The sequence below is a fragment of the Pseudomonas sp. 210_17 TE3656 genome, from assembly GCF_054821965.1.
The window spans coordinates 169953-189348 of the sequence record NZ_JBTRBC010000001.1 but is presented as its reverse complement, the minus strand read 5'-3'; the positions used below and the strand labels follow the sequence as shown (position 1 = coordinate 189348).

The 19396-nt window shown below is 62.6% G+C and carries 16 protein-coding genes; 11 read left to right on the top strand and 5 right to left on the bottom strand.

Annotated elements, in window-relative coordinates:
* Positions 1-55 precede the first annotated feature (55 nt).
* A complete protein-coding gene (gene metH, locus ACVI9W_RS00910) occupies positions 56-3763 on the bottom strand; it encodes a methionine synthase (RefSeq protein WP_461528870.1) in 3708 nt (1235 codons plus the stop codon).
* Between the two features lie 156 nt (positions 3764-3919).
* Between metH and ACVI9W_RS00905 the strand changes: the two genes are divergently transcribed.
* Both ACVI9W_RS00905 and nfuA read left to right on the top strand, forming a co-directional pair.
* Positions 3920-6220, top strand: a complete 2301-nt coding sequence (locus tag ACVI9W_RS00905; RefSeq protein WP_461528869.1) for a fatty acid cis/trans isomerase — start codon at positions 3920-3922, stop codon at positions 6218-6220.
* 124 nt (positions 6221-6344) lie between these two features.
* Positions 6345-6929: a Fe-S biogenesis protein NfuA gene (gene nfuA / locus ACVI9W_RS00900; RefSeq protein WP_028941949.1), complete on the top strand. Its 585-nt coding sequence runs from the start codon at positions 6345-6347 to the stop codon at positions 6927-6929.
* 71 nt (positions 6930-7000) lie between these two features.
* Here nfuA and ACVI9W_RS00895 read toward each other — a convergent pair whose 3' ends face one another.
* A complete protein-coding gene (locus ACVI9W_RS00895; protein WP_461528868.1) occupies positions 7001-7918 on the bottom strand; it encodes a LysR family transcriptional regulator in 918 nt (305 codons plus the stop codon).
* 28 nt (positions 7919-7946) lie between these two features.
* On the bottom strand, positions 7947-8921 hold the full coding sequence (locus ACVI9W_RS00890) for a quinone oxidoreductase family protein (protein ID WP_461528867.1): 975 nt from the start codon (positions 8919-8921) through the stop codon (positions 7947-7949).
* 165 nt (positions 8922-9086) lie between these two features.
* Here ACVI9W_RS00890 and ACVI9W_RS00885 point away from each other — a divergent pair, with 165 nt between their 5' ends.
* Genes ACVI9W_RS00885 through ureG form a run of 8 tightly spaced genes read left to right on the top strand, consistent with a single transcriptional unit; the run spans position 9087 to position 14627 of the window.
* Positions 9087-9920 carry an urease accessory protein UreD gene (locus ACVI9W_RS00885; protein ID WP_461528866.1) on the top strand — a complete coding sequence of 278 codons (834 nt, stop codon included), beginning with the start codon at positions 9087-9089 and terminating at the stop codon, positions 9918-9920.
* Positions 9921-9929: 9 nt separating this feature from the next.
* A complete protein-coding gene (locus ACVI9W_RS00880) occupies positions 9930-10232 on the top strand; it encodes an urease subunit gamma (RefSeq protein ID WP_107023374.1) in 303 nt (100 codons plus the stop codon).
* A gap of 9 nt (positions 10233-10241) precedes the next feature.
* The gene (locus tag ACVI9W_RS00875; RefSeq protein WP_038611492.1) at positions 10242-10559 is read left to right on the top strand and encodes an urease subunit beta; all 318 of its coding nucleotides are present in this window, start codon (positions 10242-10244) and stop codon (positions 10557-10559) included.
* Entirely contained in the window at positions 10556-12259 is a 1704-nt protein-coding gene (gene ureC / locus ACVI9W_RS00870) for an urease subunit alpha (RefSeq protein ID WP_461528865.1), read from the top strand. The genes ACVI9W_RS00875 and ureC overlap by 4 nt, the downstream gene beginning before the upstream one ends.
* Before the next feature lie 10 nt (positions 12260-12269).
* On the top strand, positions 12270-12749 hold the full coding sequence (gene ureE, locus ACVI9W_RS00865; RefSeq protein ID WP_461528864.1) for an urease accessory protein UreE: 480 nt from the start codon (positions 12270-12272) through the stop codon (positions 12747-12749).
* A 21-nt stretch (positions 12750-12770) separates the two neighbouring features.
* Positions 12771-13316, top strand: coding sequence for a HupE/UreJ family protein (locus tag ACVI9W_RS00860; protein ID WP_461528863.1), 546 nt, complete (start codon positions 12771-12773; stop codon positions 13314-13316).
* Positions 13316-13990, top strand: a complete 675-nt coding sequence (locus tag ACVI9W_RS00855; protein WP_461528862.1) for an urease accessory protein UreF — start codon at positions 13316-13318, stop codon at positions 13988-13990. The genes ACVI9W_RS00860 and ACVI9W_RS00855 overlap by 1 nt, the downstream gene beginning before the upstream one ends.
* A gap of 10 nt (positions 13991-14000) precedes the next feature.
* Positions 14001-14627: an urease accessory protein UreG gene (gene ureG, locus ACVI9W_RS00850; RefSeq protein ID WP_461528861.1), complete on the top strand. Its 627-nt coding sequence runs from the start codon at positions 14001-14003 to the stop codon at positions 14625-14627.
* 48 nt (positions 14628-14675) lie between these two features.
* On the opposite strand, the gene ACVI9W_RS00845 is transcribed toward ureG, so the two are convergent.
* Complete coding sequence (locus ACVI9W_RS00845; RefSeq protein ID WP_461528860.1) at positions 14676-16907, bottom strand: C1 family peptidase; 2232 nt, start codon at positions 16905-16907, stop codon at positions 14676-14678.
* Between the two features lie 90 nt (positions 16908-16997).
* The gene (locus ACVI9W_RS00840; RefSeq protein WP_461528859.1) at positions 16998-17324 is read right to left on the bottom strand and encodes a cupin domain-containing protein; all 327 of its coding nucleotides are present in this window, start codon (positions 17322-17324) and stop codon (positions 16998-17000) included.
* A gap of 72 nt (positions 17325-17396) precedes the next feature.
* On the opposite strand from ACVI9W_RS00840, the gene ACVI9W_RS00835 reads away from it, so the two are divergent.
* Complete coding sequence (locus tag ACVI9W_RS00835; protein ID WP_461528858.1) at positions 17397-19301, top strand: M14 family metallopeptidase; 1905 nt, start codon at positions 17397-17399, stop codon at positions 19299-19301.
* Positions 19302-19396 lie beyond the last annotated feature (95 nt).

Sequence of the window (19396 nt, the reverse complement as noted above, 5' to 3'; positions counted from 1 at the left end):
ACTGCTCCAGATTTTTTGTGGGAGCCGGCCTTGCCGGCGATGATGCCGCCGCTACTTAATTGTCATACCCAAGATTAGGCGCCAACCAGCGCTCACTCACGCTCAAGTCCTGGCCTTTACGCGCGGTGTAGCTCTGCACCTGATCCTTGTCGACCTTGCCCACGGCAAAGTACTGCGCCTGCGGATGAGCGAAGTACCAGCCGCTGACCGCCGCCGCCGGGAACATGGCGAAGTGCTCGGTGAGGAATACGCCGCTGGGGCCGGTTTCGCCGATGGCGGTGCCATCGAGCAGGCGGAACAGGGTTTCCTTCTCGGTGTGGTCCGGGCAGGCCGGGTAGCCCGGGGCAGGGCGGATACCCGAGTACTGCTCCTTGATCAGCGCTTCGTTGTTCAGGTGCTCGTCCTTGGCGTAACCCCAGTAGTCTTTACGCACCTGTTCGTGCAGCCATTCGGCGCAGGCTTCGGCCAGACGGTCGGCGAGGGCTTTGACCATGATCGAGTTGTAGTCGTCGCCCTTGTCCTGGTAAGCCTTGGCCACTTCTTCGGCACCGATGCCTGCGGTGGTGATGAAACCGCCGACATAGTCAGTGATGCCGGTTTCCTTTGGCGCGACGAAGTCGGCGAGGGAGAAGTTCGGCTTGTTGTCCGGCTTGATGGTCTGCTGGCGCAGGTGGTGGAGCTGGGCCAGCGGCTGGCCGTCGGCACCATAGACTTCGATGTCGTCGTGGTTGACCTGGTTGGCCGGCCAGAAACCGAACACCGCCCGGGCGCTGATCAGCTTCTCGTCGATCAGCTTGGCGAGCATTTCCTGGGCATCCTTGAACAGCGCAGTGGCCGCTTCGCCGACCACTTCGTCGGTGAGGATGCGCGGGTACTTGCCGGCCAGGTCCCAGGAGATGAAGAACGGCGTCCAGTCGATGTATTCGGCCAGCACCTTGAGGTCGATGTTCTCCAGGACCTTGACCCCGGTAAAGCTCGGCACTGCCGGCTGATAACCGGCCCAGTCATATTTCGGCTTGGCCGCAATCGACTGCTCGTAGCTCAGGCGCTCGGTGCGGGCGCTGCGGTTGGCGGTGCGCTCGCGTACTTCGATGTAATCCTGACGGGTTTTCTCGACAAAGCCCGGCTTGAGTTCCTTGGACAGCAATTGTGTGGCAACGCCCACTGCACGCGAGGCGTCAGTGACGTAGACCACCGCGTCATTGCTGTACTTGGGCTCGATTTTCACAGCCGTGTGCGCCTTGGAAGTGGTCGCGCCACCGATCATCAGCGGCAGGTGGAAGTCCTGGCGCTGCATTTCACGGGCGACGTGGACCATCTCGTCCAGCGACGGGGTGATCAGGCCGGACAGGCCAATGATGTCGCATTTCTGCTCGCGGGCGGTTTGCAGGATCTTCTCGGCCGGGACCATCACGCCGAGGTCAACGATGTCGTAACCGTTGCAACCGAGCACCACGCCGACGATGTTCTTGCCGATGTCGTGCACGTCGCCTTTGACCGTGGCCATGAGGATCTTGCCCTTGGCTTCGGGCTTGTCGCCTTTTTCCAGCTCGATGAACGGAATCAGGTGGGCTACCGCCTGCTTCATCACCCGCGCGGACTTGACCACCTGGGGCAGGAACATCTTGCCGGCGCCGAACAGGTCACCGACCACGTTCATGCCGCTCATCAGCGGGCCTTCGATGACTTCGATCGGGCGTGCGCACTGCTGGCGGCACTCCTCGGTGTCTTCGACGATAAAGGCGGTGATGCCTTTGACCAGCGCGTGTTCCAGGCGCTTGCCGACCGGCAGCGAACGCCACTCTTCGTTTTCGACTTCCTTGACCGCGCCGCCGCCCTTGTAGTCGTCGGCAATCGCCAGCAGGGCATCGGTGCCTTCCGGGGTGCGGTTGAGCACCACGTCCTCGACTTTCTCGCGCAGGGCCGGCGGGATCTCGTCGTAGATCTCCAGCTGGCCGGCGTTGACGATCCCCATGGTCAGGCCATTCTGGATCGCGTGGTAGAGGAACACCGAGTGAATCGCCTCGCGCACCGGGTTGTTGCCGCGGAACGAGAACGACACGTTGGACACCCCGCCCGAGGTCAGCGCATAGGGCAGGTGATCGCGAATGTAGGCGCAGGCTTCAATGAAGTCGACGGCGTAGTTGTTGTGCTCTTCGATGCCGGTAGCCACGGCGAAGATGTTCGGGTCGAAGATGATGTCTTCCGGCGGGAAGCCCACTTCATTGACCAGAATGTCGTAGCTGCGCTGGCAGATCTCGCGCTTGCGCGCGGCGGTGTCGGCCTGGCCGACTTCGTCGAAGGCCATCACCACCACCGCGGCGCCGTAGCGCTTGCACAGCTTGGCGTGATGCTTGAAGGCCTCGACACCTTCTTTCATCGAGATCGAGTTGACGATGCCCTTGCCCTGGATGCACTTGAGGCCGGCTTCGATCACTTCCCACTTGGAGGAGTCGATCATGATCGGTACGCGCGAGATGTCCGGCTCACCGGCGATCAGGTTGAGGAACTTGACCATGGCCGCCTGGGAATCGAGCATCCCTTCGTCCATGTTGATGTCGATCACCTGGGCACCGGCCTCGACCTGCTGCAGGGCGACTTCCAGTGCTTCGGTGTAGTTCTCTTCGCGGATCAGCCTGGCGAACTTGGCGGAACCGGTGATGTTGGTGCGCTCGCCAACGTTGACGAACAGCGAGTTGCGATCGATGGTGAACGGCTCAAGACCCGACAGGCGACAGGCCTTGGGGATGTCCGGAATGGCCCGTGGCGGGTGCTTGGCCACCGCTTCGGCAATCGCCTGGATATGCCCCGGGGTGGTGCCGCAGCAACCGCCGATGATGTTGAGGAAACCGCTGGCGGCGAACTCCTCGACCACCACCGCCATCTCGGCCGGGGTTTCATCGTATTCACCGAAGGCGTTTGGCAGGCCGGCGTTCGGGTGCGCAGACACATGGGTGCCGGCCTTGTCCGACAACTCTTCCAGGTACGGTCGCAGATCCTTGGCGCCGAGTGCACAGTTCAGGCCCACCGAGATCGGGTTGGCATGGCGCACCGAGTTCCAGAAGGCTTCGGTGGTCTGCCCGGACAGGGTGCGGCCGGAGGCGTCGGTGATGGTCCCGGAAATCATGATCGGCAATTCGACGCCGTCTTCCTCGAACACCTGCTGCACGGCAAAGATCGCTGCCTTGGCGTTGAGGGTGTCGAAGATGGTCTCGATCAGGATCAGGTCGGCGCCGCCCTCGATCAGGCCGCGGGTAGCCTCGATGTAGTTTTCTACCAGCAGGTCGAAAGTGACGTTGCGGTAGCCGGGGTCGTTGACGTCCGGAGAGATCGAGCAGGTACGGCTGGTCGGGCCGAGCACGCCGGCAACGAAGCGCGGCTTGTCCGGAGTTTCCAGAGTCTTGGCATCGGCGACCTGGCGGGCGATGCGCGCGCCTTGCACGTTCAGCTCATACACCAGCGCTTCCATGCCGTAGTCGGCCTGGGAAATCTGCGTGGCGTTGAAGGTGTTGGTTTCAAGAATATCGGCGCCAGCGTCCAGATAGGCCTTCTCGATGGCGGCGATGACATCCGGGCGCGAGAGCAGCAGCAGGTCGTTGTTGCCTTTGACATCGCTTGGCCAGTCGGCGAAGCGCGTGCCACGATAGTCGTGTTCCTCTAGGCGGTAGCTTTGGATCATAGTACCCATGCCGCCATCGAGAATCAGGATGCGCTCTTTGAGTGCTTGCTGAAGTGCTTGGAAACGAGCGCTGCGGTCAGACATAGGACTACCTGGTCGGGCGAAAACAAAAGTTGCGGAATAATAACAAAGCTGCGCGGTTTTTAGACGTGTCGAGCATTTACATGAATTTCATTCATGTTGGCGCGCCGCCAGCACCGGTAGAATCGTGAAGCTATCAATACCCAGGACATTCGGCACATGGTGCATCGCTTACTTGCCGGCGCTTTCGCTCTGTTCATCAGCGGCGTGGCGTTGGGGCAAGCCCCTCAATCGAGCTCGGCTATTTCGTATACCCGGGACATCCAACCGATCTTCACCGAGAAATGCGTGGCCTGCCACGCCTGCAACGACGCGGCCTGCCAGCTGAACCTGGGCAGTGCCGAGGGCGCTTCGCGGGGCGCTTCCAAGGTCCCGGTGTACCAAGGTGATCGCAGCAAGGCCGTGGCCCCGACCCGCTTGTTCTACGACGCCACCAGCACCGAGGCCTGGCAGCGCAAAGGCTTTTACTCGGTACTCGACAACCAGGGCAGCCAGGCGGCGCTGATGGCGCGGATGCTCGAACTGGGCCACAAGACGCCGTTGACACCCAACGCCAAGTTGCCTGAAGAAATCGTTCTGGGCCTGAATCGCAACAACATGTGCCCGTTGCCCGGCGAATTCGATGCCTATGCCGGCGCACACCCCAAAGAGGGCATGCCGCTGGCGGTCACCGGCCTCACCGATGCCGAGTACCAGACCCTGCAACGCTGGCTTGCCGCCGGTGCGCCGGTAGAACACAACCCGATCCAGCCGAGCGCCACGGAGGCTGCGCAGATCGCCGACTGGGAAGCGCTGCTCAACCGTCCGGGCTCGACCGAGGCGCTGGTCGGGCGCTGGCTGTACGAGCACCTGTTCCTTGCGCATATCCATTTTGTCGGCGGCGAACAGGGGCACTTTTTCCAGTGGGTACGCTCGCGTACGCCCAGCGGCCAGCCCATCGACCTGATCGCGACACGTCGCCCCAACGATCCACCGGGTACCGACTTCTATTACCGGTTGATGCCGGTGCAGGGCGTGATCGTGCACAAAACCCACATCACTTACCCGATGGGCCCGCAGAAGCTCAAGCGCGTCAAGCAGCTGTTCTACAGCGGCGACTGGCACGCCAGTGCGTTGCCAGGCTACGGCCCGCGCCACCGCGCCAATCCTTTCGAAACCTTCGAAGCAATCCCGGCCGTGGCCCGTTACCAGTTCATGCTGGATAACGCCGAGTATTTCGTGCGTACCTTCATCCGCGGCCCGGTGTGCCGGGGTCAGATCGCCACCGATGTGATCCGCGACAACTTCTGGGCGCTGTTCCAGGAGCCGGCTCACGACCGCTACCTGACTGATGCCGAGTACCGCGGCCAGGCCACGCCGTTGCTGGCCATGCCCGGGCAGATCGACGACGTGGGCAGCATCCTGAGCCTGTGGCATGCCTACCGCGACAAGCGCAACGAGTACGAAAGCCTGCGCCGCGAAGCCTATGCCGACATGCCGGCGCCGAGCTGGTCGACCCTGTGGGCCGGTAACGACAACGCATTGCTGACCATCTTCCGCCACTTCGATAGCGCCTCGGTAACCAAGGGCCTGATCGGCGACGTGCCGAAAACCATGTGGCTGTTCGATTACCCGCTGTTCGAGCGCACCTACTATCAGCTGGCGGTCAACTTCGATGTCTACGGCAACGTTTCGCACCAGGCGCAGACGCGCTTGTACTTCGACCTGATCCGCAACGGCGCCGAGGTCAACTTCCTGCGCCTGATGCCGGCCGAACAGCGCGGCGCGATTCTCAGCGACTGGTACCAGAACAGCGGCAAGGTGAAGATGTGGATGGACTACGAGGAGATCGACACCGATACCCCGAGCGCACTGCAACTGTCTGCCAATGATCCCAAACGCGATTTCGGCCTCAAGCTGATCCAGCGTACCGGAAGCCTCAATGCCGCGCCCGACCCGATCAATCGTTGCCAGGGTGCCTATTGCTCGCGCCCGCAGATGAACGAAGAGTTCCGTGACGTCGAGCAAACCTTGAGCCGTCTGGTGTCGCGTCCGGCTGCGGGGCTGAAGGTCATCAGCCAGTTGCCTGAGGCGACCATGCTGCGGATCGAAGGGCAGGGCGGTCAGCGTCAGGTCTACAGCCTGTTGCGCAACCGGGCGCACAGCAACGTGGCCTTCATGCTCGGCGAGGCGTATCGCTACCAGCCGGGTCTGGACACCCTGACCCTGGTCCCTGGCGTGCTGAGCAGTTACCCGAACTTCATGTTCAACGTCCCCGTAGCCGATGTTCCGGAGTTCGTCGAAGACCTGGAAGCGGCCCGCGATGACCCTGGCCGCTTTGAACGCGTGGTCATGCGTTGGGGTGTGCGGCGCAGCCATCCGCAGTTCTGGCAGTATTTCCACGACCTCAACAGCTACATCAAGGAAACCGATGCGGTGGAGGCGGGCGTGCTTGACATGAACCGCTACGAAAACCTCTGAGCCGGGTCGCCGGGAGGGTCGCCTGACCTTTCCCGGCGCTGTCAGGCTTTCCCGACAGAATTACTAGGACTTTGTTCGGCGGCCAGGTTGGCGTAAACTGCCGACAAGTCTGTGAGGAACTTCCATGAGCGCCATAACTATTACCGACGCCGCGCATGATTACCTGGCTGATCTGCTGTCCAAGCAGAACACCCCGGGTATTGGCATTCGCATCTTTATCACCCAGCCGGGCACCACTTACGCCGAAACCTGCATTGCCTACTGCAAGCCGGGCGAAGAAAAGCCGGAAGACACTGCTGTGGGTCTGGCCAGTTTTACTGCCTACTTGGACGCGGTCAGTGTGCCGTTTCTTGAAGATGCGGTAGTCGACTACGCCACCGACCGCATGGGTGGCCAGCTGACCATCAAGGCGCCGAACGCCAAAGTGCCGATGGTCAACGAAGACAGCCCGATCAACGAGCGCATCAACTACTACCTGCAAACCGAGATCAACCCGGGACTGGCCAGCCACGGCGGCCAGGTCAGCCTGATCGAAGTGGTTGAAGACGGTATCGCCGTACTGCAGTTCGGTGGCGGTTGCCAGGGTTGCGGCCAGGCCGACGTGACCTTGAAGGAAGGTATCGAGCGGACCTTGCTCGAGCGTATTCCTGAGCTCAAGGGTGTGCGTGACGTGACTGACCACAGTCAGAAAGAGAACGCCTACTACTAAGGCGTTTTATCGCGGGGCAAGCCCGCTCCCACAGGTGTTACTGTGGGAGCGGGCTTGCCCCGCGATGCATTTCAGCGCCAGGGCGCACCATTAGCGAACTGCCGCTCGATCCACTGCTTGAACGCAGTGGTTGCCGCGGTATTGAAGCGAGCACCGGGACGAACCAGGTACACGCCCGCATCACTGTCCAGTTGCCACTCTGGCAACACCCGCTGCAGGCTGCCGCAGTCCAGGTCCTTCTTCATCATCCAGTCGCCACCGGCGATGATGCCGACGCCGGCCCGGGCCACACCAAGCAACGCTTCGTTATCGTTGCTCTGCATCGAACCCTGCACCCTGATGGTCTGCAGCTCACCCTGGCGATACAAATGCCACTGCGGATAAGAACGCAATCCGCTAAAGCCCAGGCAATTGTGTGCGCCAAGCTCGGCCGGTGACTGCGGCTGCCCGTGTCGTTCAAGGTAAGCGGGAGCGGCGCAGAGAATGCGCTGGTGATCGCAAAGCTTGCGCGCCACCAAACGACTGTCGCTCAGTTCACCGATGCGGATTGCGGCATCGAAGCCTTCGCCGATCAGGTCGACAAAACGCTCCGAGTACTCGGTTTCCACCGTCACCTGCGGGAAGGCCAGGGCAAACTCGGCGAGCATCGGGCTGAGCCAGAGCCTGCCCATGGAAGAGGGCAGCGCCAGGCGCAAGCGGCCTCTGACCTCAACGGCGCCCCGGGCGGCTTCACGTTCGGCGTCACTGATCAGGCTGGCGGCATGCTGCAAGCGTTCTACCAGTCGCAAGCCCTCATCGGTAAAACGCAACTGGCGGGTAGTGCGTTCGACCAGGCGGATACCCAGGCGCTGCTCCATGGCGCCCAGGCGTTTGGACAGCACCGAAGGATGGCGTTGCAACTGCCGGCCTGCCGCGGCAAAGGAACCATGGCTGAAGAGAGCCAGGAGGGTGGCCAGCTCATCGGCCTGGCGACTGTCGAACGGGTCCATGTCGATGCTGCGCCTCGCAGAGGTTCGGTCAGGGGGTGAGGATGATCGCGCCCTGGGAGCGCCCGTGCTGCAGGTCGTCGTGGGCAGTGGCCACGTCGGCCAGGGCATAGCGTTGCCAGATCCGCGGCTGGATGATACCTGCCGTCACTGCTGCCAGCACGTCTTGCGCACGTTGCTGGTACTCCTGCGTGGTGGCTGTATGCGCAGCGAGCGATGGCCGCGTGACAAACAGCGAGCCCTTGGCATTGAGGGTGCTCATGGCCAGCGGTTCAGGCGCGCCGGAGGTTGCGCCATAGGACACCAGCACTCCGCGCGGCCGCAGGCTGTCGAGCGAAGCTTGCAGCGACACCCGGCCAACCGAATCGTAGACCACATCCACCTTCAGTCCCTGGGTCACCTCCAGCACCTGTGCCGCCAGCGTATCGGCATCGAACACCAGCACCTCGTCACACCCTGCATCCCTGGCCCGGGCCAGGCTTTGCGGCTTTGACACCACACCGATCACAAACGCGCCCAGGTGCTTGGCCCAAGGCACCAGTAATTGGCCCAGCGCGCCAGCTGCGCCGTAGATCAACACGCGGGTGCCAGGGCCGACCGGGTAGGTGCTCTTGAGCAGGTACTGGGCGGTAATGCCTTTGAACAGTACGGCTGCAGCGTCTTCAAACGACAGGCTGGCTGGCAGTTTTACCAGGCGTTCAGCGGGAAACAGGCGGGCGCTGGCGTAGCCACCCAGGGGACCGGTGGCATAGCCCACGCGGTCACCGACTTGCACCGTGGTCACCCCGGGGCCGATTGCAGTTACGGTTCCGGCGCCCTCCAGTCCCAATCCCGAAGGAAGAGCAATCGGCACATCGCCCTTGCGTTGATTGACGTCCAGTGGATTGACGCCGATCGCCGCTTGTTCCAGCCACACCTCGCCAGGGCCGGGAGCTTGCGGATCGGTGTTGGCGAGCTGCATTACTTGCGAGTTGCCTGTTTGCTCCAGGCGCACGTGCATGACCATGTTCAGTACCTCGGATCAGTTGTAGGTGGCTGCGAGGATATTTACTGATGGGATGTTCAACAATTACCTGAAAAGGCAGATCAGTGCTGCATACAGTGCAGCAATGCTGGTTGGCCCGCTATGTGCTTTACCCCCTTGAACTGCATGTTTACAGGGATCCGCTGCATGACGTTTGCTCAACCACTCGACCTCGCTGCCCGCGATACCGGCTGGAGTGCCGAGTTGAGACTGCGCTTTGTCCGCCGTGCAGCGAAGACCTGCATTGGTGCGCGGCGGCATTTCGGTCCTCTTTTGGTGCAGCGGCCGTTCTACCCCGAAGGCGCGCCGTGTCACGTCTATGTGCTGCATCCGCCCGGTGGCGTGGTCGGCGGCGACAAATTGGTGCTCGATGTGCACCTGGAAGCAGGCAGTCATGCACTGCTGACCATGCCCGGTGCGACCAAGTTTTACCGCAGCGGCGGCGACACCTCGACCCTGACCCAGCATTTTCACCTGGCATCCGACAGCGTGCTGGAATGGTTGCCCCAGGGCAGCATCTGTTTTCCCGGTGCCCGTGTTCGCCTGGAAAACCGCTTCTTTCTGTCGCCTGGTGCGCGCCTGCTGGCCTGGGAAACCCTGTGCCTGGGGCGGCCGGTGATGAACGAGCCGTTCAGCCATGGCGCGCTGGACAGCCGCCTGCAGATCGATGTGCCCGATGACCCCGGCCTGCACGAACGCCTGCGCATCGAAGGTGGCCAGCTGCAGAAGCTCGGCGGCTATCCGTTGCAGGCCACTTTCTGCGCCTACCCGGCCAGCGAAGCACTGCTCGAACAAACACGAACCCTGATCGATGACGCGAGCGTACCCGCCGCAGCGACCCTGCTCGGCCAACTGCTGGTAGTGCGTCTGCTCGATGACGACAACCAACGTCTGCAATCCACCCTGCAGCGGCTATGGCATGCCTTGCGACCGGTCGTGGTCGGCCTGGCGCCATGCCCGCCGCGTATCTGGGCTACCTGAGAGAACGCCATGGAGCTGACCCCGAGAGAGAAAGACAAACTGCTGCTGTTCACCGCCGCGCTGCTTGCCGAGCGCCGCTTGGCCCGTGGCCTGAAGCTCAACTACCCGGAAGCGGTCGCGCTGATCAGCGCCACGGTGATGGAAGGTGCGCGTGATGGACGCACGGTCGCCGAGCTGATGAACCTGGGCCGTGAAGTGCTCAGCCGCGAGCAGGTGATGGAAGGCGTAAGCGAAATGATTCCCGACGTGCAGGTCGAAGCGACGTTTCCCGACGGCACCAAGCTGGTGACCGTGCACGACCCGATTGTCTAGGAGCCCAGGATGATTCCCGGAGAAGTACAGGTCGCCGAGGGCGACATCGAACTCAATGCCGGCTGCCCGCGCCTCAGTGTCACGGTGGCCAACCATGGCGACCGACCGGTGCAGGTCGGCTCGCATTACCACTTCTATGAGGTCAACAACGCCCTGGTGTTCGAGCGTGAGCCCACCCGCGGCATGCGCCTGGACATCGCCGCCGGTACTGCCGTGCGCTTCGAACCGGGCCAGGCGCGCACCGTGACCCTGGTGCCGTATGCCGGCAAGCGCGAGGTCTATGGCTTCCAGGGGCGGGTGATGGGCAAGCTGGAGGCGCAAGGATGAGCCGGATTTCCCGCAGGGCCTACGCCGACATGTTCGGTCCCACCGTCGGCGACCGGGTGCGCCTGGCCGACACCGAGTTGTGGGTCGAGGTGGAAAAGGACTTCACGATCTACGGCGAAGAGGTCAAGTTCGGTGGCGGCAAGGTGATCCGCGACGGCATGGGCCAGGGCCAGATGCTCGCCGCCGAGGCCATGGACCTGGTGCTGACCAACGCGCTGATCATCGACCACTGGGGCATCGTCAAGGCGGACATCGGCATCAAGAACGGGCGCATCCATGGCGTCGGCAAAGCCGGAAATCCCGATGTGCAGCCTGGGGTAACCCTGCCTGTCGGTGCGGGCACTGAGGTGATCGCCGCCGAAGGCAAGATCGTCACCGCTGGCGGCATCGACTCGCACATTCACTTCATCTGCCCGCAGCAGGTGGAGGAGGCGCTGACCTCGGGCATCACCACTTTCATTGGTGGCGGCACCGGGCCTGCCACCGGCACCAACGCCACGACCTGCACCTCCGGGCCCTGGTACCTGGCGCGCATGCTCCAGGCAGCCGATGAGCTGCCGATCAACATCGGCCTGCTGGGCAAGGGCAACGCCTCGCAACCACAAGCCTTGCGCGAGCAGATTCATGCCGGTGCCGTGGGCCTGAAACTGCATGAGGACTGGGGCTCGACCCCGGCAGCCATCGACTGTTGCCTGACGGTGGCCGAAGAGCTGGATGTGCAGGTGGCCATTCACACCGACACCCTCAACGAGTCCGGTTGCGTCGAAGACACCCTGGCGGCCATCGGTGACCGCACCATCCATACCTTCCACACCGAAGGGGCGGGCGGCGGCCATGCCCCGGACATCATCCGCGCGGCGGCCTTTGCCAACGTGCTGCCATCGTCGACCAACCCGACCTTGCCCTACACCATCAACACCGTGGATGAGCACCTGGACATGCTCATGGTCTGCCACCACCTGGACCCGAGCATTGCCGAAGACGTGGCCTTCGCCGAATCGCGCATTCGCCGCGAAACCATCGCCGCCGAAGACATCTTGCATGACATCGGTGCGTTCTCCATGACCTCATCCGACTCGCAGGCCATGGGCCGGGTCGGTGAAGTGGTGCTGCGCACCTGGCAGGTCGCCGACCAGATGAAGCGCCGCCGTGGCCCGCTGGCGCCAGACAGCAGCTACAGCGACAACTTCCGGGTCAAGCGCTACATCGCCAAATACACCATCAATCCGGCGCTGACCCATGGTATCGCCCATGAAGTGGGTTCGGTGGAGGCCGGCAAACTGGCCGACCTGGTGCTCTGGGCCCCGGCCTTTTTCGGGGTCAAGCCAGCGTTGGTGATCAAGGGCGGGATGATCGCCATGGCACCGATGGGCGATATCAACGGCTCGATCCCGACGCCGCAGCCGGTGCATTACCGGCCGATGTTCGGTGCCCTGGGCGCGGCGCGCAATGCCACGCGCATGACCTTCCTGTCGCAGTCGGCGCATGAACGCGGCGTCCATCAACAGCTGGGCTTGCGCAGCCTGATCGGCGTGGTCGATGGCTGTCGCACGGTGCGCAAGGGCGACATGGTGCATAACGGCCTGCTGCCGCTGATCGAAGTGGATTCGCAAACCTACGAGGTGCGTGCCAACGGCGAACTGCTGGTGTGTGAACCGGCCACGGTGCTGCCGATGGCGCAACGTTATTTTCTGTTCTGAAGGAGCGAGCATGATTGTCTTCACGCGTCGGCTGAATGAGGCCGAGCAGGTAAGCACCACGGTGACCCTCACCCTGGACACCCGGATCAAGAGCAGGGTGCGTGTCACCCTCGACGACGGTCGCGAGGCGGGCCTGATGCTTGAACGCGGCCAGTTGTTGCGCGGCGGTGAGCTGTTGAGTGATGAACTGGGGGCTGAAGTTGTTCGCGTGGTGGCGGCGGCCGAGCAGGTTTCCACCGTGCGCTGCGATGACCCACTGCTGTTGGCGCGCGCCAGCTATCACCTGGGCAATCGCCATGTGCCGTTGCAGATCGAAGGCGGCTTTTTGCGCTATCAGCACGACCACGTACTCGATGAGATGGTTCGCGGCCTGGGCTTGCAGGTAGCGGTGGAGCAAGCGCCGTTCGAGCCTGAAGCCGGTGCCTACCAGAGCGCGCCGCATAGCCATGCACATAGCGACCATCTCTTTGTACGTGTGGCACAGCACTGATTTTTGATAAGGAGCATCACCATGAAAAACACCCTGGCCCTCGCTTTGTTGCTGGTTGCCGTACCGGCTTTCGCTCACCCCGGGCACGATGCCAATCCGCTGCAGGATGGTCTGCTGCATCCGCTGACCGGCCTTGATCACCTGTTGATGCTGCTCGGTACCGGTGTCCTCGCGGCCTTGACCGGGCGCACCCTGGTGCTGCCGTTGCTGACTCTCTGCGCCATGTTCGGCGGCGCGCTGCTCGGGCATCTGTTCGGCGGCGTAATCGGTATGGAGCAGATGATCATCGGCTCGCTGCTGGTCGCCGCTGCCGCCTTGTTGTTGCCTGCTCGGCAACTGATGCTGGCCTTGGCTATGCCGCTGTTCGCGCTGTTCCACGGTTGGGCCCATGGTGTTGAAGCCAGCCCCGGCGCGTTCTGGATGTTCAGCGCAGGCTTTGTCACGGTCAGCGGCCTGTTGCTGGTTGCAGGCTTTGCCGCAGGCTGTCTGCTGCGCCGGCACCGAGGCCTGCAACAAGCCTTCGGCGGCGGTCTGCTGGCAGGCGCTGCGGTGGTGCTGGCCGGTTGATGAGCAGCGATCTCAAGCTGTTGCGCCTGCTGCAGCTGGCCAACCCGAACCTGCCGGTGGGTGGTTTCACCTACTCGCAGGGGCTGGAATGGGCGGTGGAAGCCGGCTGGGTGCAAGGCGCCGAAGGCTTTCGCAACTGGCAACGCCAGCAGTTGGAGGACACTCTCGGTTACCTCGACTGGCCATTGTTGGCGCGCCTGTACCAGGCGTGCCGCGACGATGATGCCGAGGCGTTCGCGCGCTGGAGCCAGTTCTTGCTGGCCAACCGCGAAACTGCCGAGCTGCGCCTGGAAGAACGTCAGCGCGGCATGGCCCTGGCGCGGCTGCTGGACGGCTGGCAGGTGTGCCAGGCGCCTGAGTGGCGAGCCAGCCTGGGTTTGAGTCAGTTGGGCGGCATGGCCTGGCTAGGCGTGCATTGGGATATCCCGCTGCGCGACCTTGCACTGGGCCATGGTTTCGCCTGGCTCGAAGGCGCAGTGATGGCCGGGGTCAAGCTGGTGCCCTTTGGTCAGCAGGCGGCCCAGAGCCTGTTGCGCGACCTGTGTGAAGCACTGCCCGAGGTGCTGCAACGTGCCCTGCAACTGCCCGACGACCAGTTGGGTGGTGGCTTGCCGCTGCTGGCGATTGCCTCGGCCCGTCACGAAACCCAATACACCCGATTATTCCGATCCTGAGGAACGCTCCATGCAAAGCTATCAGCAACCCCTGCGCGTCGGTGTCGGCGGCCCGGTCGGTTCCGGCAAGACCGCGCTGCTCGAAGCCCTGTGCAAGGCCATGCGCGATCACTATGAAATCGCCGTGGTGACCAACGACATCTACACCAAGGAAGACCAGCGCATCCTCACTGAAGCCGGAGCCCTGGCCCCCGAGCGCATCGTCGGTGTGGAAACCGGCGGCTGCCCGCACACCGCCATACGCGAAGACGCCTCGATGAACCTGGCGGCGGTGGAGGATCTGGCGCGCAAGTTCGGTAACCTCGAAGTGATCTTTGTCGAGAGCGGCGGCGATAACCTCAGCGCCACCTTCAGCCCCGAGCTGGCCGACCTGACGGTCTATGTGATTGATGTGGCCGAAGGCGAGAAAATCCCGCGCAAGGGCGGACCGGGGATCACCAAGTCGGATTTTCTGGTGATCAACAAGATTGACCTGGCACCCTATGTGGGAGCGTCACTGGAGGTGATGGAGAAGGACACCCAGCGCATGCGTCCCGAGCGGCCCTGGGCGTTTACCAACCTCAAGACCGGGCAGGGTTTGCAGCGGGTGATCGATTTCATTGTCGAGCGTGGAATGCTCAAGGCGGCTCAAGGTTAAGTAGCGCGGCGGGTGGGGCCATGTCGATGGCCCCGTTCCTGCCTTCTGTCAATAATCCAGCCACTCAATCGGTCCGATGAGCTGTTTGTTGAGGATGCGCATCAGCACAAACGTGAGCACCTCAATGTTGTTGTCGAAAGAACCATGGGTCGAGGGTATCTGCTGACCATCCCGGGTGTTGCGCACCCAGGGTTTAGGCCAGATGCGCAAGCGATCAGGTTTCGTCGGCCAGTTGGCCAGCCACCGTTGAATCGCCGGCAGCGTACTGGCATCCCATTGGTCATTGTCGTTGGCATACTTCACATCCAGGGCCCGGGCCATGCCCAGCAGGGGCTGCTTGCGCACATCTTCCAGCGCCCGCGACACCAGATAGAGCAGCGACTTGCCATATGCGGGAAAGTCGGGGGTCGGCAGGCCATCGGCTTTTTCATCGTCATCGCTCAGGACATCGAGCCAGAGCTGCTCCAGGCTGAGCACGCCGTTGGCATGTGCGTTGAGGTAATGCTTGAGCGCAAAGTCACTCGAGCAGGCTGCGGCAAACAACTCGCAGCTCTGCACTTTCAGTAGCGGTTGCTCGGTGGTTTTACCGAGCAGGTCCAGCAGATGGCCGAGCAGAATCGAGCCGGCGGAGTGGCCGAGCAAATGCAGCTCCAGTTTGCCACCTTGGCTTTGCAGGTCCCCGGCGAGTGTTTTCAGGGACTTGCTCAGCAGGTCGAGCCCATGTCCAGGCAGGCTGCTGTCACGGGCATTGCTGCGCATCTGCGACCAGATGCCGGTGCCCAGTACATGGCCGAGCGCTTCCACGGCGCGGTCCCTGGCGTCGCCGAGGGTGTCGTCCAGGCCGCTGACCCGCAGGTCCAGCGTACCAAAAAGCTTGTGCAGCCAATCCTCTGCCATGTTGGCCAGCGTCTCTCCCGGCCCGGTTTTCCAGGTCATGAACAAGGGGTAGATACCGTTGGCCAGGAAGTAGGGCGCCAATACCCGGATACGCTGAATAGACTCGTCTTCGGCATTCAGCCCGCCGTGGGCGTAGAGCACCAGCCGCAGGGTCTTTTTCTGCGACTGTGTCTGCAGCCAGGCCAGCGGCCGATCATGCACCACCTCTTGCACCAGGCCGGCGCGATCCAGCGGACTACGGGTGAAGTCCGTAGGCACGATCTCGCCATCATTGCCGGTGACCAGGGTCAGTTCGTAGGCACGGGGTGTGCTGATCGGCTGATAACGCGGTTCATTGAAGGGGTGGTCGAAAGGCCACGGGTCGTCAACCGGATTGGCCGGCACCCGCGCCGAGCGATCAAGCCCGGTCAGCGAACGTCCCGAGCCGACGCGAAAGGCCGAGGACACCTGATTGAGCAGATCGACCTTGCCGGGTTTGAGTTTGCCCGGGTCCGAAAGCTGCTGTGGCACACCCAGTGCGCAGGCCCAGGCGTCTGTGCCGTGGACTACCCAGTCTTCGTAGGGCAGCACAGCGAAGCCCGAACGTCCCCAGCGGGTCCCCCAGGAGTTCTGCACCACGAATCCGCGGTGGTCGTAGCCAACGATGGCGAACGCGTGCCCGCCCAGCGAACCTGGCGTTTGTGGCGGCGGTATCACGGGCAGGCTGTCGAGATTTTTTGGCAAGGCCGTCGCCCGCTTGTGCATGAGGGTTTCCCAGCCGTCATGCACGCTGGCTGAAACGTAGACCGCGCCAATGTTCAGAATCGCCGCTTGCAGGTCCACCACGGCGTTGCGGTTGATTCGGTAGTAAACCCCCAGAGGCCTTGTGGCCGCGTCGGCATCCCAGCGGGGCCGGGGGCGGATGAAGCCCTTTGTGGAAAACGGCCAGTGTTGCTCGCTGCACACGCCGTGCTTGTGCCAGCCTTTGAGGGCGCCGCGGCAACTGGAGCCTTGATAGTCGTCACCAGGCCATTCATCGTAGCGACGCGCCAGTTCGTAGAGCATGCGCGGGCTGACCGCTTCGAAGGCACTCGCGCTGCCTAGCGCCAGGTGCTGGAGCCAGAGCAGGTAATTGACCACGCAGGCCAGGCCGAATCCGGTACAGGCGCCTTCGCTGCCTTGATCCAGCACCAGCCCTTGGGCGACGTAACTCTTGAGGTATTTCGCCAGGTCAGCCTGTGCCGGCGAACACGGCGGCAGAGAGCGCAACGGTGGCGAATACGGCAGGTCGCGAAAGTCCAGGCGATCGGGGCGGGCGTCGAACAGCCGGCCTGCGATCGGGGTGCGGTTGATGGCGGGCTTGGCTTTGGGGAGCTTGACGGCGCCGGCTTTGGTTTTGCTCATGCGCTTCTCCTTGAAGAGGCTTTTGATGGCTAGCAGGAATTAGCGTAGCCCCGGCAGCCGATCGCGGGGCAAGCCCGCTCCCACCGGAATTCAACCCTCACCAAAATGCACCGCCAGCCACACCGTCGCCTGCTGGCTATCGGTCCATTCGACCCGGTGTTTGCAATGCGCCGGAATCTCGACAAAGTCACCCGGCTTCAACACCCGCTCAGCGCTTTCATGTTCAAGCCGCAGCCCGGCCGAGCCACTCAGTACCAGCACCCATTCCCCCTGCGGCTGGTTGTACCAGAAACCTGCAGGGCTCGCCTGGCCATGGGAGACGATGCGTTCTATACGCAAGCCCGGGCGGGCCAGCAGTTGGTCGAAGTGTTCCTGCGTGGCGGCGGCGGGAAGGGAACTGAACAGGTTGTTGAACATCGCTGCATGACCCTCGTCTGGCATCTCATTGTGGTTTAAGGTGACGTCTGCCACTCATGATAGGGAATCATCATGAAACACCCGCTTTTGCAGCCCCTGTGTGTCGCGATGCTGATGAGCACTTGCCTGCCTGCCCTGGCCGCATTGCCCAGCGCGCCGTCCTACATCGATGATAGCGGCTACCCGGCGGCGGCCAAGCAGCGCATTCTGCCGCCGATGTTCGAGCAGACCCTGGCCAGCACCCGCTATATCGCCAAGGCGGACAACCCGCTGATCACCCAGGCCGAAGCCAGCGGCTTCACCCAGACCAGCGATTACCAACAGACGCGCGATTACCTGAGCAAGCTGGTTGCGGCGTCCGGGGGCAGTATCGTGCTTCACGATTTGCCGGAGAAAAGCGCCGAAGGCCACCCGATGGTCATGGCCATTGCCTCGCTGGAAGTCGACAAGTCGCCGGCAGGCCTGAACGAGTCGGGCAAGCCGACAATCTTCGTCGAGGCCGAGATTCATCCCGGCGAGGCCAACGGCAAAGACGCCATGTTCATGCTGCTGCGCGACATGACCACCGGCGACAAGCCGCTGGCCAGCGTGCTGGAGAAGGTCAACATCCTCTTCATTCCCACCGTCAACATCGATGGCGACCTGCGTCGCAGCGCCTACGGGCGGATCAACCAGAACGGTCCGCAGGAGACCGGTTGGCGGGTCAACGGCCTGAACTACAACCTCAACCGTGACTTCACCAAGCTCGACAGCGCCGAGATCCGCAACGTCGCCTGGGTATTCAACACCTACGACCTGAGCTTCTTCGCCGACACCCATTCCACCGATGGCGCCATGTATCCCTACGACAGCTCCTATTGCCACAACGGCAACGGCTGGTCGCGAGCCAGCAGCGCGTGGATGGATAACGTCATGCGTGGGCCGGTTTACAAGGCGCTGGAGGCCGACGGGCATGTGGTGCACGAGTGCATCAGCCTCAACGACAACCAGGACCCGAGCAAGGGCTACTACCCGTACCGCACTGACTACGCGCGGTTTTCCAACCAGTACGGCGATATTCGCAACGTCCCCTCGATTCTCATCGAACAGCACGCCTTGCATCCCTACCAGACCCAGGTACTGGGTAACTATGTGATGCTCAAAAGCATGTTCCAGGTGATTGGCGAGCAATCGGCATCGCTCACGGAAGCCATCCGCCAGGACCGTGAGCGGCTGGAAAGCCAGCAGGAGGTGACCCTCACCTGGAAGCCGGGCAAGGCCCAGACCACCCCGTTCAGTGTCGGCGATTACCGTTATGAACAGTCCCCGATCACCGGTGCCAAGACCATTGTCTGGAGCAACAAACCCAAGCAGCTGACCGTTCCGGTGACCGGCAATACCGAGCCGGACCTGGTGACCAAGCGTCCGCAGCAGTACGTCGTGCCCGGCCAGTGGCGTGAGGTCATCGCCCGGCTCAAGGCCCACGGCATCCAGATGACCACCCTGGACAAGCCCAAGGCGATAGCGGTCACCCTGTACCGCATGGACGAGGTCAAGGTGGCGGGCGGATTCGAGCCTGATCGTGCGCAAACCAACCAGATCCCTGGCTATGAAGGACGTCTGCTGGTCAGCGGGGTAGCCAAGCCATTCGAACGGTTGCAGACCTTCCCGGCAGGTTCGGTGGTGATCGACCTTGATCAACCGTTGGGTGTTCTGGCGGTCAATTTGCTGTATCCCGAAAGCCCTGATTCGTTCTGGGCCTGGGGGTTCTTCAACTCGACCCTGGTGGTGGCGGAAGAGCCTGAGGAGTACGTGATGGAACCCATGGCGCGCAAAATGCTCGCCGAGAGCCCTGAACTGAAGGCCGAGTTCGACAAGAAGCTCAAGGCCGACAAGACCTTTGCCGCCAGCCCCAGTGCGCGCTTGCAATGGTTTTACCAGCGCACGCCGTTCTATGACGTGAATGCCTTTGTTTATCCGGTCGGGGCGGTGTTCTGAGGCGTATCGCGGGGCAAGCTCGCTCCCACACGGTAGGAGCGGGCTTGTCCCGCGATGGCCATAACCAGTAAGAGAGGGAACAATGGTGGCGGTTG

Excerpts from the sequence above, each read along its gene's own strand:
- metH (WP_461528870.1), bottom strand. The coding sequence starts at position 3,763 with ATGTCTGACCGCAGCGCTCGTTTCCAAGCACTTCAGCAAGCACTCAAA.
- ACVI9W_RS00905 (WP_461528869.1), top strand. The coding sequence starts at position 3,920 with ATGGTGCATCGCTTACTTGCCGGCGCTTTCGCTCTGTTCATCAGCGGC.
- nfuA (WP_028941949.1), top strand. The coding sequence starts at position 6,345 with ATGAGCGCCATAACTATTACCGACGCCGCGCATGATTACCTGGCTGAT.
- ACVI9W_RS00895 (WP_461528868.1), bottom strand. The coding sequence starts at position 7,918 with ATGGACCCGTTCGACAGTCGCCAGGCCGATGAGCTGGCCACCCTCCTG.
- ACVI9W_RS00890 (WP_461528867.1), bottom strand. The coding sequence starts at position 8,921 with ATGGTCATGCACGTGCGCCTGGAGCAAACAGGCAACTCGCAAGTAATG.
- ACVI9W_RS00885 (WP_461528866.1), top strand. The coding sequence starts at position 9,087 with ATGACGTTTGCTCAACCACTCGACCTCGCTGCCCGCGATACCGGCTGG.
- ACVI9W_RS00880 (WP_107023374.1), top strand. The coding sequence starts at position 9,930 with ATGGAGCTGACCCCGAGAGAGAAAGACAAACTGCTGCTGTTCACCGCC.
- ACVI9W_RS00875 (WP_038611492.1), top strand. The coding sequence starts at position 10,242 with ATGATTCCCGGAGAAGTACAGGTCGCCGAGGGCGACATCGAACTCAAT.
- ureC (WP_461528865.1), top strand. The coding sequence starts at position 10,556 with ATGAGCCGGATTTCCCGCAGGGCCTACGCCGACATGTTCGGTCCCACC.
- ureE (WP_461528864.1), top strand. The coding sequence starts at position 12,270 with ATGATTGTCTTCACGCGTCGGCTGAATGAGGCCGAGCAGGTAAGCACC.
- ACVI9W_RS00860 (WP_461528863.1), top strand. The coding sequence starts at position 12,771 with ATGAAAAACACCCTGGCCCTCGCTTTGTTGCTGGTTGCCGTACCGGCT.
- ACVI9W_RS00855 (WP_461528862.1), top strand. The coding sequence starts at position 13,316 with ATGAGCAGCGATCTCAAGCTGTTGCGCCTGCTGCAGCTGGCCAACCCG.
- ureG (WP_461528861.1), top strand. The coding sequence starts at position 14,001 with ATGCAAAGCTATCAGCAACCCCTGCGCGTCGGTGTCGGCGGCCCGGTC.
- ACVI9W_RS00845 (WP_461528860.1), bottom strand. The coding sequence starts at position 16,907 with ATGAGCAAAACCAAAGCCGGCGCCGTCAAGCTCCCCAAAGCCAAGCCC.
- ACVI9W_RS00840 (WP_461528859.1), bottom strand. The coding sequence starts at position 17,324 with ATGTTCAACAACCTGTTCAGTTCCCTTCCCGCCGCCGCCACGCAGGAA.
- ACVI9W_RS00835 (WP_461528858.1), top strand. The coding sequence starts at position 17,397 with ATGAAACACCCGCTTTTGCAGCCCCTGTGTGTCGCGATGCTGATGAGC.